Source organism: Pseudomonas baltica (assembly GCF_031880315.1).
GTDB lineage: Bacteria > Pseudomonadota > Gammaproteobacteria > Pseudomonadales > Pseudomonadaceae > Aquipseudomonas.
Genome location: NZ_CP134771.1, coordinates 3,376,995 through 3,391,254, shown reverse-complemented (window position 1 = coordinate 3,391,254; position 14,260 = coordinate 3,376,995). Strand labels below are relative to the sequence as shown.

At 62.2% G+C, this 14,260-nt stretch carries 17 protein-coding genes; 9 read left to right on the top strand and 8 right to left on the bottom strand.

Translation table 11 applies throughout. The annotated features are described in order from the left end of the window. Window positions 1–11: 11 nt before the first annotated feature. Complete coding sequence (locus REH34_RS15075; RefSeq protein ID WP_311968303.1) at window positions 12–986, bottom strand: NADPH:quinone reductase; 975 nt, start codon at window positions 984–986, stop codon at window positions 12–14. 176 nt (window positions 987–1,162) lie between these two features. Here REH34_RS15075 and hemF point away from each other — a divergent pair, with 176 nt between their 5' ends. Together hemF and aroE are read left to right on the top strand one after the other, a co-directional pair. Continuing rightward, window positions 1,163–2,077 (top strand): oxygen-dependent coproporphyrinogen oxidase, encoded by a 915-nt coding sequence (hemF, locus tag REH34_RS15070; protein ID WP_226503784.1) that lies wholly within the window; start codon window positions 1,163–1,165, stop codon window positions 2,075–2,077. Window positions 2,078–2,153: 76 nt separating this feature from the next. After that, window positions 2,154–2,975, top strand: coding sequence for a shikimate dehydrogenase (gene aroE, locus REH34_RS15065; protein WP_311968302.1), 822 nt, complete (start codon window positions 2,154–2,156; stop codon window positions 2,973–2,975). Window positions 2,976–3,033: 58 nt separating this feature from the next. On the opposite strand, the gene choX is transcribed toward aroE, so the two are convergent. Both choX and betC read right to left on the bottom strand, forming a co-directional pair. Continuing rightward, window positions 3,034–3,957, bottom strand: a complete 924-nt coding sequence (gene choX, locus REH34_RS15060; RefSeq protein WP_311968301.1) for a choline ABC transporter substrate-binding protein — start codon at window positions 3,955–3,957, stop codon at window positions 3,034–3,036. 42 nt (window positions 3,958–3,999) lie between these two features. Beyond that, window positions 4,000–5,517, bottom strand: coding sequence for a choline-sulfatase (betC, locus tag REH34_RS15055; RefSeq protein WP_311968300.1), 1,518 nt, complete (start codon window positions 5,515–5,517; stop codon window positions 4,000–4,002). Window positions 5,518–5,632: 115 nt separating this feature from the next. Between betC and REH34_RS15050 the strand changes: the two genes are divergently transcribed. Both REH34_RS15050 and REH34_RS15045 read left to right on the top strand, forming a co-directional pair. After that, window positions 5,633–6,562, top strand: coding sequence for a choline sulfate utilization transcriptional regulator (locus tag REH34_RS15050; protein ID WP_226503780.1), 930 nt, complete (start codon window positions 5,633–5,635; stop codon window positions 6,560–6,562). Window positions 6,563–6,731: 169 nt separating this feature from the next. Next, on the top strand, window positions 6,732–7,061 hold the full coding sequence (locus REH34_RS15045) for a DOPA 4,5-dioxygenase family protein (RefSeq protein WP_311968299.1): 330 nt from the start codon (window positions 6,732–6,734) through the stop codon (window positions 7,059–7,061). A 79-nt stretch (window positions 7,062–7,140) separates the two neighbouring features. Here REH34_RS15045 and REH34_RS15040 read toward each other — a convergent pair whose 3' ends face one another. The 3 genes from REH34_RS15040 to trpB form a co-directional block, all read right to left on the bottom strand. Continuing rightward, the gene (locus REH34_RS15040) at window positions 7,141–7,644 is read right to left on the bottom strand and encodes an anti-virulence regulator CigR family protein (protein WP_311968298.1); all 504 of its coding nucleotides are present in this window, start codon (window positions 7,642–7,644) and stop codon (window positions 7,141–7,143) included. A gap of 115 nt (window positions 7,645–7,759) precedes the next feature. Then, window positions 7,760–8,578: a tryptophan synthase subunit alpha gene (gene trpA / locus REH34_RS15035; RefSeq protein ID WP_311968297.1), complete on the bottom strand. Its 819-nt coding sequence runs from the start codon at window positions 8,576–8,578 to the stop codon at window positions 7,760–7,762. After that, window positions 8,575–9,795 (bottom strand): tryptophan synthase subunit beta, encoded by a 1,221-nt coding sequence (trpB, locus tag REH34_RS15030; protein WP_311968296.1) that lies wholly within the window; start codon window positions 9,793–9,795, stop codon window positions 8,575–8,577. Before trpB ends, trpA begins: the two co-directional genes overlap by 4 nt. Before the next feature lie 75 nt (window positions 9,796–9,870). Here trpB and REH34_RS15025 point away from each other — a divergent pair, with 75 nt between their 5' ends. After that, a complete protein-coding gene (locus tag REH34_RS15025) occupies window positions 9,871–10,818 on the top strand; it encodes a LysR family transcriptional regulator (RefSeq protein ID WP_311968295.1) in 948 nt (315 codons plus the stop codon). 133 nt (window positions 10,819–10,951) lie between these two features. Here REH34_RS15025 and REH34_RS15020 read toward each other — a convergent pair whose 3' ends face one another. Continuing rightward, window positions 10,952–11,275 (bottom strand): YqjD family protein, encoded by a 324-nt coding sequence (locus REH34_RS15020; RefSeq protein ID WP_226503774.1) that lies wholly within the window; start codon window positions 11,273–11,275, stop codon window positions 10,952–10,954. 154 nt (window positions 11,276–11,429) lie between these two features. Between REH34_RS15020 and REH34_RS15015 the strand changes: the two genes are divergently transcribed. Both REH34_RS15015 and REH34_RS15010 read left to right on the top strand, forming a co-directional pair. Then, entirely contained in the window at window positions 11,430–11,645 is a 216-nt protein-coding gene (locus tag REH34_RS15015; RefSeq protein WP_226503773.1) for a dodecin, read from the top strand. 133 nt (window positions 11,646–11,778) lie between these two features. After that, a complete protein-coding gene (locus REH34_RS15010) occupies window positions 11,779–12,003 on the top strand; it encodes a DUF1161 domain-containing protein (RefSeq protein WP_226503772.1) in 225 nt (74 codons plus the stop codon). A 222-nt stretch (window positions 12,004–12,225) separates the two neighbouring features. Here REH34_RS15010 and REH34_RS15005 read toward each other — a convergent pair whose 3' ends face one another. Continuing rightward, the gene (locus tag REH34_RS15005) at window positions 12,226–13,227 is read right to left on the bottom strand and encodes an LLM class flavin-dependent oxidoreductase (RefSeq protein ID WP_311968294.1); all 1,002 of its coding nucleotides are present in this window, start codon (window positions 13,225–13,227) and stop codon (window positions 12,226–12,228) included. A gap of 214 nt (window positions 13,228–13,441) precedes the next feature. Between REH34_RS15005 and REH34_RS15000 the strand changes: the two genes are divergently transcribed. Together REH34_RS15000 and REH34_RS14995 are read left to right on the top strand one after the other, a co-directional pair. Further along, window positions 13,442–13,867 carry an OsmC family protein gene (locus REH34_RS15000; protein ID WP_226503770.1) on the top strand — a complete coding sequence of 142 codons (426 nt, stop codon included), beginning with the start codon at window positions 13,442–13,444 and terminating at the stop codon, window positions 13,865–13,867. A 158-nt stretch (window positions 13,868–14,025) separates the two neighbouring features. Next, the gene (locus REH34_RS14995; RefSeq protein ID WP_311972097.1) at window positions 14,026–14,235 is read left to right on the top strand and encodes a DUF1161 domain-containing protein; all 210 of its coding nucleotides are present in this window, start codon (window positions 14,026–14,028) and stop codon (window positions 14,233–14,235) included. Window positions 14,236–14,260 lie beyond the last annotated feature (25 nt).

The window sequence follows — 14,260 nt, the reverse complement described above, 5'->3', positions numbered from 1 at the left end:
GATTCACCCCATCATGGCAGCAATATCGTCGAGCCCATCGTCTGGCGCCCAGACAACGCCGTCTGCGCCTTGGCCGCTTCGCTCAACGGATAGCGCTGGCTGATCTCGACATCGATCTTGCCGCTGGCAATCATCTCGAACAACTCGTCCGCCATGCCCTGCAAAGCCGCTGGCACCGCATAGGTGGCGAGGGTCGGGCGTGTAACGTACAGCGAGCCCTTCGCGGACAGGATCCCCAGGTTGACCCCGCTGACCGCACCCGAGGCATTACCGAAGCTCACCAGCAAGCCCCGTGGCGCCACGCAGTCCAGCGAAACTTCCCAGGTGTCCTTGCCGACACCGTCATACACCACGGGGCATTTCTTGCCGTCGGTCAGCTCCAGCACCCGCTTGGCGACGTCCTCGTGGCTGTAGTCGATCACTTCCCAGGCCCCGGCCGCCTTGGCGCGAGCGGCTTTTTCCGGCGAACTGACAGTGCCGATCAGCTTGACCCCCAACGCCTTGGCCCACTGGCAGGCGATCAACCCGACACCGCCGGCAGCGGCGTGGAACAGAATGGTGTCGCCGGCCTGCAACTGGTAGGTCTGGCGAAACAGGTACTGCACGGTCAAACCCTTGAGCATCACCGCCGCCGCCTGCTCGAAGCTGACGCTGTCGGGCAGCTTGACCAGCACCGCCGCCGGCACGACGTGCACCTGGCTATAGGCACCCAACGGGCCACCCGCATGGGCAACACGATCGCCCACCTTGAATGCGGTGACTTGATCGCCTACCGCTTCCACCACGCCGGAAGCTTCGGTGCCCAGGCCAGACGGCAGGCTCGGCAATGGATACAAACCGCTGCGGAAATAGGTGTCGATGTAGTTCAGGCCGATGGCCTCGTTGCGTACGCGAACCTCCAGGGGGCCTGGTTCGGCAGGTTGAAAGTCGACGAACTCGAGTACTTCCGGGCCGCCGTGGGCGCTGAACTGGATACGTTTGGCCATCTGCATTCTCCTGTGCGATTGGGAACTGACTCCCTATCGGACGCCTTTGTACGACAGACGTCAACTGCGACGCGCCATAGTGCGGTGGTATGCTACGCGCCGATTTTGCCGTCGCTGCGGTTATCCACAGGGACGGCCGCACATGACGAAGAACACGCCCGATCAATGGTGACCGCATGACTACCCGCACCGAGGCCGTCAAAGCCTACCTGCTCGATCTGCAAGACCGCATCTGCACCACCCTTCAACGCGAGGACGGCAGCGGCAGCTTCGTCGAAGACGCCTGGGTGCGCGAGGCGGGCGGCGGCGGTCGCACGCGGGTCATCGACAATGGCGCATTGATCGAAAAAGGCGGGGTCAATTTTTCCCACGTGTTCGGCAGCGGCCTGCCGCCCTCGGCCAGCGCACATCGCCCGGAACTCGCCGGGCGCGGCTTCGAGGCGCTGGGCGTGTCGTTGGTGATTCACCCGCACAACCCCCACGTGCCGACTTCCCACGCCAACGTACGGTTTTTCATCGCTGAAAAAGACGGCGAAGAGCCGGTGTGGTGGTTCGGTGGCGGCTTCGACCTGACGCCCTACTACGCCCATGAAGAAGACTGCGTGCACTGGCATCGGGTAGCCGAGCGTGCTTGCGCGCCCTTCGGCGCCGAGGTGTATCCGCGCTACAAGGCCTGGTGCGATCGCTACTTCCATATCAAGCACCGCAACGAGCCGCGCGGTATCGGCGGGCTGTTTTTCGACGATCTCAACGAATGGGACTTCGACACCAGTTTCGCCTTCATGCGCGCCATCGGCGACGCCTTCCTGGAGGCCTATGTGCCGATCGTGCAGCGCCGCAAGGCCATGGCGTTCGATGCGCGGCAGCGCGAATTTCAGGAATTTCGCCGCGGCCGTTACGTGGAATTCAACCTGGTCTACGACCGCGGCACGCTGTTCGGCCTGCAGTCCGGGGGCCGTACCGAGTCGATCCTCATGTCGCTGCCCCCACAGGTTCGCTGGGGCTACGACTGGCACGCCGCACCGGGCAGCCCGGAAGCGCGCCTGACCGAGTACTTCCTGCAGGATCGCGATTGGCTGGCCTTGACCTGACCACCACAGCGGCGCTTTATTTTTCGCGGGCGCAGCCCGCTCCCACGGATACCACACCCTTCTTCAGGATGCCCCAATGGACCAGTACGTCGTCTTCGGTAACCCGGTCGGCCACAGCAAGTCGCCTGCCATCCACCGCCTGTTCGCTGAACAGACGGGTGAGCAGCTGGAGTACAGCACCCTGCTGGCGCCGCTCGAAGACTTCGCCAACTGCGCCCTGGGTTTTTTCAAGCAAGGCCGTGGTGCCAACGTTACCGTGCCGTTCAAGGAGGATGCCTTTCGCCTCTGCGACCAACTGACCGACCGCGCCCGCCGTGCCGGTGCGGTGAACATGCTGACGCGCCTGGACAACGGCGGTTTGCGCGGCGACAACACCGATGGCCTGGGTTTGGTGCGCGATCTGACGGTCAACGTCGGGGTCAGCCTCAAGGGCAAGCGCATCCTGTTGCTGGGTGCTGGCGGCGCGGTCCGCGGGGTGATCGAGTCGTTGCTGGAGCAGGAGCCGGCGTCGCTGATCATTGCCAACCGCACGGTGGAAAAGGCCGAGCAACTGGCGCAGATCTTCGCCGAACTCGGGCCGGTGGCGTCCAGTGGTTTCGATTGGTTGGAAGAGTCGGTGGACATCATCATCAATGCCACCTCGGCGAGCCTGGCCGGCGAGTTGCCCCCGATTGCCGCGAGTCTGATCGAGTCTGGCGTGACGGTGTGCTACGACATGATGTACGGCAAAGAGCCGACGCCGTTCTGCCGTTGGGCCAGTGAGCATGGCGCGAAGCTGTCGGTGGATGGCTTCGGCATGCTGGTCGAGCAGGCGGCTGTGGCGTTCACCTACTGGCGCGGGGTCGAGGTGGATACGGCGCCGGTATTGAAGGCACTGCGCGCCGAGATGGCGGGCTGAGATCTACAGTGATTTCGCAGGCCCTTTCGCGGGCAGAGCCCGCGAAGGAGCCGTCAGCTCAGAGCTTCGCCTTCACTGCTCCCAGCGCATCCTTGCCATCGATGGTCTGCACCCCCTCCAGCCATTTATCCAGCACGGCTGGATTGGCCTTGATGTAGTCCTTCACCGCCACGGCATTGCTTACCTTTTTGTTCGCCACCTCCGCCATGATGCTGTTTTCCATCTCCAGGGTGAACGTCAGGTTGCCCAGCAACTTGGCCACCCCTGGGCATGCGTCCGCGTAACCCTTGCGGGTCAAGGTATAAACGCTGCCGGCCGAACCGAAATACTGCTCGCCGCCGGTCAGGTAATGCATCTTGAACTGCACGTTCATCGGGTGCGGCGTCCAGCCCAGGAACACCACGAACTTCTCGCGTTTCACCGCCCGGGCGACTTCTGACAGCATCGCCTGCTCGCTCGACTCCACCAGTTTCCAGCTGCCGAGGTCGAACTCTTTCTTCTTGATGATCTCGGCCAGCGACAGGTTCGCCGGAGCGCCGGAACCGATCCCGTAGATCTTGCTGTCGAACTTGTCGGCAAACTTGTTGAGGTCGGCAAAGTCATGCACGCCGGCGTTGTAGACGTAGTCCGGTACGGCCAGCGTGAACTGCGTGCCGTCCAGATTCTTGGCCAGCTGCACCACGTCACCGTTGGCGATGAACTTGTCGTAGAAGCCTTGTTGCGCCGGCATCCAGTTGCCCAGAAAGACATCCATCAAGCCGTCCTTGAGGCCGCCGTAAGCGATCGGTACCGCCAGGGTGTCGATCTTGGTCTGGTAACCCATGCCCTCAAGCAGGAAGGTGGCGACCGCGTTGGTGGCGGCGATGTCGCTCCAGCCCGGATCGGCCATCTTTACCGTGCTGCAGCTCTGTTCGGCGGCATAGACACCGCCACTGGCCAGACCGATGACGCTGGCGGCGACGATTGTGGATATCTTCATCAAGCTTCCCCTTTGATCATTGAGAGTGCACGGTCGGCAGTGTTGTTATTCGAGTGGGCTGGGCTGTGGATAACGTGCCTTGCGCTCCAGGTCATCGAGGTCGATATGGTTGCGCATGTATTGCTGGCTCGCGTCCACGAACGGCTGGTGATCCCAGCTCTTGAGTGTGCCTTGGGTCAGGGACTGGGCGACGAAACGGCGGCGACGCTGGCTGGCCAGGACCTGTTGGCGGATGGCGGGCACGTCCCATTTGGCCCGCGCTTCGGCGAGGAAGGCCGCGAACAAGTCGCGCTGGCCGGCAGCCTGGCTGAGGTCCTCGCGCTCATGAGGGTCGTCGCCCAGGTGATAGAGCAGGCACGGGTCATCTTCGCTGTAGATGAATTTCCATGGGCCGCGACGGATCATCATCAGCGGGCCGACGGTGCCTTCGGCCATATACTCGCCGAACACTTCGTCATGAGCGCCAGCGCCGGTGAGGTGGCCGACGAACGAGCGGCCATCGAGCGGCAAGCCGGGCTCCAGTTGGCCGCCCGCCAGCTCGACCAGGGTCGGCAGCAAGTCAGCGGTGGACACTGACGCGCTCACGCGGCCCGCCTCGAATTGCCCCGGCGCGCACACCAGCAGCGGCACGCGCGCGGACATCTCGAACCAGTGCATTTTGTACCAAAGGCCGCGTTCGCCAAGCATGTCGCCATGGTCGCCGGAGAAAACGATGATGGTGTCGTCCATCAGGCCGGTGTCCTCGAGCGTCTGCAAGAGCTTGCCGACGTTGCTGTCGACATAGCTGCAGGCACCGAAATAGGCGCGGCGGGCATCGCTGATTTTCTGCCGCGGCAGCGGTTTGTCCCACAGGTCGTAGACTTTGAGCAGGCGCTGGGAATGAGGGTCGAGTTCATCCTGCCCCGGCACGTTTTGCGGCAAAGGGATTTCTACGTCGGCGTACAGATCCCAGAACGGTTTGGGAATGGTGTAAGGATCGTGCGGATGGGTCATCGACACGGTCAGGCAGAAGGGCTGGTCGCCGTCGTTGCGGATGTGATCGAACAGATATTGCTGCGCCTTGAACACCACCTCTTCATCGAAATCCAGCTGGTTGGTGCGCACGCATGGCCCGGCCTGCAGCACCGATGCCATGTTGTGATACCAGCTCGGGCGCACATCTGGCTCGTCCCAGTTCACTGCCCAGCCGTAGTCGGCGGGGTAGATATCGCTGGTCAGGCGTTGTTCGTAACCGTGCAGTTGATCCGGGCCGCAAAAGTGCATCTTGCCCGACAGTGCAGTGTGGTAGCCCAGGCGGCGCAGGTAATGGGCGTAGGTGGGCACGTCGGCGGCGAAATCGGCGGCGTTGTCGTAGGCGCCGATCTTGCTGGGCAACTGGCCGCTGACCAGAGTGAAGCGCGAGGGGGCGCACAGCGGGCTGTTGCAGTAGGCGGAATCGAATACCACGCCTTTCTCGGCCAGGCGACTCAGGTGCGGCATTTTGATGGGGGACGGGGCGTAAAACGGCAGCAGGGGCGCGGCCATCTGGTCGGCCATGATGAAAAGAATGTTCTTGCGCTTCATGGGCTCGCGTCGTTCCATAGTGGAGAGTTATGCGATATCGCTGAGCCGCAGGATGCCGTTGCAGGCAGGGGGCGGTAAAGCCCATGCAACATAATGACTAGGATAAGTACAGCTTATGTTTGAGAGCCTCGGCAGCTTGTCGCTGGATTTGCTGCGCGCCTTCGAGGCGGCAGCGCGGCACCGCAGCTTCACTGCGGCGGCGCAGGAGCTGGGCACCACCCAGCCGGCGGTGAGCCAACAGATCAAGCGCCTGGAAGAGCAGCTCGCCACGCGCCTGTTTGATCGGGTCTACCGCGGCATCGAGCTGACTGATGCCGGGGCGTTACTGTTCGAGCAGGTCCAGCTAGGATTGCTGAATATCGATGCATGTTTGCATCGGATCACTGCGCAATCGCAACACGAAGTGCTGCAGGTCTCCACCGATTTCGCCTTTGCCGCCTATTGGCTGATGCCGCGCCTGCATGGCTTCCACCAACTTTATCCACAGGTCGACGTCAGCCTGGTGACCAGCGAGCGCAGCTACTCGATGCTGCGCAGTGATATCGACGTCGCCATCCTGTTCGGCGACGGTCGCTTCAATCAAGGTGAAAGTCATTGGTTGTTCGGTGAAGAAGTCTTCCCCGTGTGCAGTCCAAAATTGCTGGAAGGCCGTGCTACTCCACTCCCCGTGACTGCATTGGCCGATTTGCCCCTGCTGCACTTGCGCGGCGAGAGCAGCCATCACTGGTTCGACTGGACCGGGCTGTTCCGCGCGTTGGACATCCCAGGGGCACCCGCCTCGGGCCAGCTGCGTTTCGACAACTACACCTTGCTGATCCAGGCGGCGATTGCCGGCCAGGGCGTGGCCATTGGCTGGCGCCACCTGGTAGACGCGCTGCTCGAACAAGGCCTGCTGTGCCGCCCCGTGGAAGAAACGGCACGCTCGCCGATGGGTTATTACGTGGTGTTGCCGCAGCGCAAACGCCGCGGCGAAATGATCGACCGGTTCGTGGAGTGGCTGCGCGAGGAGCAGGTGGGTGGCCAGTGGTTGCGGATTGATTCTTGAGGCTGCATGGAATCTTCCTGCAGTCGCGTCTGAATGAGACAACATACGATAGCGACTAGTCCCACTATGGCTGGCGTACAGGCTATAGGCGCTGGTCCCCAAAGCATGCTTTGCCTCGACAAAACCGATAATCTTGCGGATATCGCTTTTCCACCGAGGTCCTCCCCCCGTGTCCATCATCCACTCCTATCACGCTCACATCTACTACGACGCCAGCACCCTGCCCCAGGCCCGCGCGTTATGCGAAGAAGCTGTGCGGGTGTTCGGGTTGAAGATGGGCCGTCTGCACCAGCGCCCGGTAGGGCCGCATCCGGACTGGAGCTGCCAGTTGACCGTGGCGGTCGAGGATATCGGGGCGGTGTTGGGGTGGTTGGCGTTGAATCGCAATGGACTGGTGGTGTTTACGCACCCTGAAACGGGCGATGAGCTGGCGGATCACGCCAACCATGCCATCTGGATGGGGGCGGTAAGACCATTGGATCTGAGTATTTTCGGGTAACGAAATGCACGTGTAGCGAGGGAGCAAGCCCCCTCGCTACAGGGATCGGTTCGACGCGTCGGTACGTCGCAGAGTGAGGTCAGTTCAGCACGTTGTCCAGAATCTCGTAGACCAGGCCGGTTCCGATCGCGACCAGCACTACGTCGCTGCCCAGCCGGCGCCATTGGTAGCCATCATAGTGCGGCAGGTGGCGCAGTGCACCGGCGTCCAGCGGACGGCCGTAACCGCGTGGCAATGGACGACCGCGTTCGACGTGGATGTTCGGTGGCAGCGGGTTGCCGCGACCGAAGCTGCCACGGTTTTGCGAGATGGTCTGGCGCACCGGGCCGAAGTCTTGCGGCGGACGGTTGCCACCCTGATTGCCGCGGTTGCTTTGCTGATTGCCGTGACCGGCGCCGTTGCCCCCGCCCTGCTGGCCGTGATTCTGCTGTTGCTGCTGACCTTGCTGACCCTGCGGTCCTTGCTGATGTTGCTCACCACCACCCTGGCCGCGATCATCCGGCCCTGGAGCCGCTTGCAACAGCGGGGTCACACCAACCAGCACGATACCCATGGCAGCGATCAGCGGTTTTGGCAATTTCATCAAATGTATCCTCAGGCACTAACAGCAAAAAAGGGAGGCCGCCCAAAGCGACCTCCCTTTGTTCTTGCAGCGTTAGTCCCTGAAAACAGGGGCTAATTCCTTTGTATCAGGAACTTTACGCTTGGCTGACGCGGGCTTTACGCACGCCGTCGGCCAGGGCCTTGCACAGTGTCAGTACATCGTCGACCGCTTGATCGGCATTGGCCGCTTTAGCGACCTTGTCGACCAGTGCCGAGCCGACCACTACTCCGTCGGCCAGGCGCGCGATTGCTGCGGCCTGTTCGGGGGTGCGGATACCGAAGCCGACGCTGATCGGCAGGTCGGTGTGGCGGCGCAGGCGCTCGATGGCGCTGCTGACCTGATCGCTGGTGGCGGAGCCGGCACCGGTCACGCCCGCTACGGAGACGTAGTAGACGAAGCCTGAGCTGCGCTCGAGCACGGTGGGCAGACGTACGTCATCCGTGGTCGGGGTCGTCAGGCGGATGAAGTCGATACCGGAGGCCTGGGCCGGGGTCGCCAGCTCGGCGTCGTGCTCCGGTGGCAGGTCGACGATGATCAGGCCATCGACGCCAGCAGCCTTGGCCTCGGCGACGAATGCCTCGACGCCAAAGCGGTGGATGGGGTTGTAGTAACCCATCAGCACGATCGGCGTGGTGCTGTCGTCGACGCGGAACTCGCGGACCATCTTCAAGGTTTTCGCCAGAGTCTGCCCGGCTTCCAGGGCGCGCAAGGTCGCCAGCTGAATGGCGATGCCGTCGGCCATCGGATCGGTGAAGGGCATGCCCAGCTCGATGACGTCGGCGCCAGCGGCTGGCAGGCCCTTGAGGATCGCCAGCGATGCATCGTAGCCAGGGTCGCCGGCGGTCACGAAGGTCACCAGCGCGGCGCGGCCTTCGGCCTTGAGGTCGGCGAAGCGTTGTTCAAGGCGGCTCATACCGATTTCTCCTGGGTAGCGGCCATGTGGTTCATGACGGTTTGCATGTCCTTGTCGCCACGGCCCGACAGGCACACGACCATGAGGTGGTCCTTGGGCAGGGTCGGCGCGCGCTTGATCACTTCGGCCAGAGCGTGAGCGGTTTCCAGCGCCGGGATGATGCCTTCCAGGCGGCAGCTGGTGTGGAATGCGGCCAGGGCTTCGTCGTCGGTGATGCTGGTGTAGTTGACGCGCTTGATCTCATGCAACCAGGCGTGCTCGGGGCCGATGCCCGGGTAATCGAGGCCGGCGGAGATCGAGTGGGCGTCGGTGATCTGGCCGTCGTCGTCCTGCAGCAGGTAGGTGCGGTTGCCGTGCAGTACGCCCGGCACGCCACCGTTCAGGCTGGCCGCGTGTTTGCCGGAGTCGACGCCGTGGCCGGCGGCTTCGACGCCGATGATTTCGACGCTGGTGTCATCCAGGAACGGGTGGAACAGGCCCATGGCGTTCGAGCCACCGCCCACGCAGGCGATCAGGCTGTCGGGCAGACGGCCTTCCTTCTCCTGCATCTGCTCTTTGGTTTCCTTGCCGATGATCGATTGGAAGTCGCGAACCATGGCCGGGTAAGGGTGCGGGCCGGCGACGGTGCCGATCAGGTAGAAGGTGTCTTCGACGTTGGTGACCCAGTCACGCAGGGCGTCGTTCATGGCGTCCTTGAGGGTGCCGGTGCCAGAGGTGACCGGGACGATCTCGGCGCCCAGCAGCTTCATGCGGAACACGTTGGCCTGCTGGCGCTCGATGTCGGTGGCGCCCATGTAGATCACGCAAGGCAGGCCGAAACGCGCGGCGACGGTGGCGGTGGCCACGCCGTGCATGCCGGCGCCGGTTTCGGCGATCAGGCGTTTTTTGCCCATGCGCTTGGCCAACAGCACCTGGCCGATGCAGTTGTTCACCTTGTGGGCGCCGGTGTGGTTGAGTTCTTCACGTTTGAAGAAGATTTTCGCGCCACCCAGGTGCTCGGTCAGGCGTTCGGCGAAGTACAGGGGGTTCGGACGGCCGATATAGTCGCGCTGAAAATACGCCAGCTGCTCGAGGAATTCAGGATCGACCTTGGCCGCCTCGTATTCGCGGGCCAGGTCCAGCACCAGTGGCATCAGGGTTTCGGCTACGTAGCGGCCGCCGAATGCACCGAACAGGCCGTTGGCGTCGGGGCCGTTGCGCAAATTGCTCTGGGTCATGGAACGCTCCAGTGATCAAGAAAGAGGTTGGACATCAAATGTCGATGGGAATAACTGTAGTCACCCCGCGAGCAGATGAAAACCGATAAGATTGCCGCAACCTGTCAGGAAACCTCACATATCATCATGAGCCGTGACCTCCCCCCTCTGAATGCCCTGCGGGCCTTCGAAGCCGCCGCCCGGCTGAACAGCGTCAGCCTGGCGGGTGAACAGTTGCATGTGACCCATGGCGCCGTCAGCCGCCAGATCAAGGTGCTTGAAGAGCATCTGGGCGTGGCCTTGTTCAGCAAGGATGGGCGCGGCGTTAAACTCACAGATGCCGGTGTGCGCTTACGTGACGCCAGCAGCGATGCGTTCGAGCGTTTGCGCGGCGTATGCAGCGAGATCAGCCAAGGCAGTGCCGACGCGCCATTTGTGCTGGGCTGTTCCGGCAGCCTGTTGGCACGCTGGTTCATTCCGCGGCTGGGGCGCTTGAATGCTGACTTGCCGGATCTGCGCCTGCACCTGTCTGCCGGCGAAGGTGATCTCGATCCGCGCCGGCCCGGGCTCGACGCCTTGCTGGTGTTCGCCGAGCCGCCGTGGCCCGCGGACATGCAGATATTCGAGCTGGCCAGCGAGCGTATCGGCCCGGTAGTCAGCCCGCGCTTCGTCGGCTTCGAACGGCTGCACGGGGCACCGGTCAGCGCGTTGCAGTACGAGACGCTGCTGCAGACCACCTCGCGGTTGCAGGCATGGCCCAGTTGGGCGCAGCAAAATGGCATAGCGGTCGACGCTCTGCGTTACGGGCAAGCGTTCGAGCATCTGTATTATTTGCTGGAAGCGGCGGTCGCCGGACTGGGGATCGCGATCGCGCCCGAGCCATTGGTGGCGGACGACTTGAATGCAGGTCGGCTGGCAGCGCCTTGGGGATTTACTGAAACCCCAGCTCGCCTGGCCTTGTGGGTGCCGCGGCGCGCCGCAGATGGGCGCGCGCAGCAACTGGCGCAGTGGCTCAAAGCCGAGTTGCAGCGCCAGCCCGTGTGATGCCTGAGACGCCTTCGCGGGCAAGCCGTGCTCCTGCAGTTGCTCGCTGCTGTAACTATTTGCAGCGCGGGAACAAAGCTTGCTCGCGACCGGGCCCTGAAAGCATCGTCACGGGTACGGCGTATTACCGAATTCAGTCACGCTTGGTGATCAGGTACGCAGCCAACAGGCCGAGCGCGCCGACGGCCACACCAGCGGTGGTCCACGGGTGTTCCTGAGCGTAGTCGCGGGTGGCGACGCTGGTTTCGCGGGTTTTGACTTTCACTTCTTCATAGACATCGCTGAGCAGATGACGCGAGTGCTTGAGGGCATTCTCGGCATTGGCCTTGAGCGCCTTGAGGGTTTTCAACGACTCTCCGGACGCGTCCTCCTTCAGGCTCTCCAGTGACTTGAGCAGGCTTTCGATTTCGGCTTCCATGCTCTGCAGCGAGGCTTTGCGTAACGAAGTATTGGCCATGGTGACTTCTCCTTGGGGATGAGTTGCGGTGTAGTTTCCGACTGCGCGCTGTGCAGAAAGTGCAGTGCGGGTGAACTTTTCCCGTGTATTTCCCCACAGATGTACAAGACCACAGCGCTGTCACGCTGAAATCAGACCACTAGGGAGAACCACCATGAGTGACCATCACACGTACAAGAAGATCGAACTCGTCGGCTCCTCGCCGACCAGCATCGAAGATGCGATCAACAATGCCCTGGCCGAGGCCAGCAAGAGCCTGAAAAACCTGGAATGGTTCGAAGTTACCGAGACCCGAGGCCACATCGAGGCTGGGCGCGCGGCGCACTTTCAGGTGACGTTGAAGGTCGGCTTCCGCATCGAGCACAGCTGATCGGAAATTCCCTACATCAGCGCCCGATATTTCGGGCTGGCTGAGGTGGGTTTATTCGGCTACAAGTAGCGGGCGCTGACCAAATTCGGGAGGCGCCCATTTTATTGTTTGATCCGACCAGGGAATGTGACCGATGAAGAAGTTTCTGTTGGCGGTAAGTTTGTTGAGTATTGCCAGTGGCGCATTTGCGGCAGGCAAGTCGTGTGACGACCTCAAGGGCGAGATCGATGCCAAGATCAAGGCCAAAGGTGCGTCGGGGTACTCGCTTGACGTAGTCGCCAAGGGCGCAGGCGCGGATGCCAAAGTGGTCGGGACTTGCGAGGCAGGCAGCAAAGAGATCGTGTACAAGAAAGGCTGATGATTCAGATGCAGAAAAACCGGCTTGGATGCCGGCTTTTTGCTGTGTGAGGTGCTGGAATATGGATGGCTCAGGGGCCCTTTCGCGGGCAAGCCTTGCTCCCACAGAGAAGTCGTACCCCTGTGGGGGCAATCCTTGCTTCCACACAGTGACCGATCCTGAGTCGTACCCCTGTGGGAGCAAGGCTTGCCCGCGAAGAGGCCGGCCCTGCATGGCCATATTTCAGCCCCTGACCGCCTGCGCCAGCAACTCGAACGAGCGAATCCGGTCGGCGTGTTCGTACAGATCGCAGGTAAAGATCAGTTCGTCTGCCTGAGTCTGCTCGACCAATACTTCCAGCTTGGCGCGAACCTTGGCCGCGCTGCCGATCATCGCCAGGCCGAGGAAGTCCCCTACCGCCTCGCGCTCGTGGGGCAACCACAGGCCTTCCATCGATTCCACCGGTGGCTGTTGCATCAAGCTCTTGCCGCGCATGAGGTTGAGGATGCGCCGGTACACTGACGTCGCCAGATATTCCGCGCGCTCGTCCGTCTCGGCCACCACCAACGGCACTCCGAGCATCACGTAGGGCTCATCGAGCACGGCGGAAGGCTGGAAGTGGTTGCGATACACGCGGATCGCCTCGTGCATGTAGCGCGGTGCGAAGTGCGAGGCGAAGGCATAGGGCAAACCGCGCATGCCTGCCAGCTGGGCGCTGAACAGGCTTGAGCCCAGCAGCCAGATGGGGATGTTGGTATCACTGCCCGGTACGGCGATGACCTTTTGCTCGGGGAAGCGCGGGCCCAGGTATTCGATCAGTTCGGCGACGTCATCAGGAAAGTCGTCGGAGCTGCCGGAGCGCTCGCGGCGCAAGGCGCGGGCGGTCATCTGGTCCGAACCAGGCGCGCGGCCCAGGCCCAGGTCGATCCGGCCCGGATACAGGCTTTCGAGCGTGCCGAACTGTTCGGCGATCACCAGCGGCGCGTGGTTGGGCAGCATCACCCCGCCGCTACCGACGCGGATGGTCGAGGTGCCGCCGGCCAGATATCCCAGCAACACCGAGGTGGCCGAGCTGGCGATGCCGTCCATGTTGTGGTGTTCGGCCACCCAGAAGCGGTTGTAGCCGAGGCGCTCGACGTGTTGCGCCAGGTCCAGCGAGTTGCGCAGCGATTGCGCCGCGCCCTTGTCGGCGCGCACGGGCACCAGGTCGAGGGTGGAAATCTTGATATCGGCGAGTCGTTTCATAAGGCTTGAACATCCTCTGCTGGGTCGATGCACCCCGACAGTTGCCAGGGCGCATGACCGTGTGATCATCGCGTCACAGGCGTGGGTTCATGATATGGGCATATCCACCTAATTCAATACCTGCTTTGCAATCGGTCTGAACTTGCTGACGAGCGTCACCTCTGAATAGGGGTGACGGTACTTATTTTCGAGTGCGACCCTTACGGAGGTTTTCATGAAAAAGACAGCATCGGCAATTTGGGAAGGTGATCTGAAGCAGGGCAAAGGCCAGATTTCTACGGAAAGCGGCGCGCTGCGCAACACTCCCTATGGTTTCAATACACGCTTCGAAGGCGTGCCCGGTACCAATCCGGAAGAATTGATCGGCGCCGCTCATGCGGGCTGCTTCTCGATGGCGCTGTCGATGATTCTGGGCGAGGCAAATCTGACTCCAGAACGTATCGACACGACCGCTGAAGTGACGTTGGACAAGCAGGCAGATGGTTTCGCCATCACTGCTGTGCACCTGATTCTCAAGGCTAAAGTGCCAGGCGCTACGCAAGAGCAGTTCCTTGAGCTGGCCAACAAGGCCAAGGCGGGTTGCCCAGTATCCAAGGTGCTCAAGGGTGCCGAGATCAGCCTGGATGCAACACTGCTGTGATAAATGAGCCTACCTGTGGGAGTGGGTCCCGCCCACGAAGCGAACACCTCGGTGTGGCGCGAGGCCCAGTCACGCTAGCCGAGCGTTCGGTTGTTCGTGGTGGCCTCTGCGCGGGCTCAGCCCGCTCCCACAGGCGGGTGTGGTTGGCGCTCGGGTTGATGATCGTGGCCGGCAACGCGCTGGCGGCGCCCAAGGCGTGCGAGGATTTGAAGGCCGAGATCGAGGCCAAGATCCAGGCGCAAGGCGTGACGTCTTATACGTTGGAGATCATCTCCGCCGAAGAAGCCAAGAGCCAGGATCCGGCGATGATCGTCGGGTCCTGCAACTTTGGCCGCATGAAGATCATCTACCAGAAGAACGATCGCTGACCCTGTAGCGCGGCGGCCAGGCCCT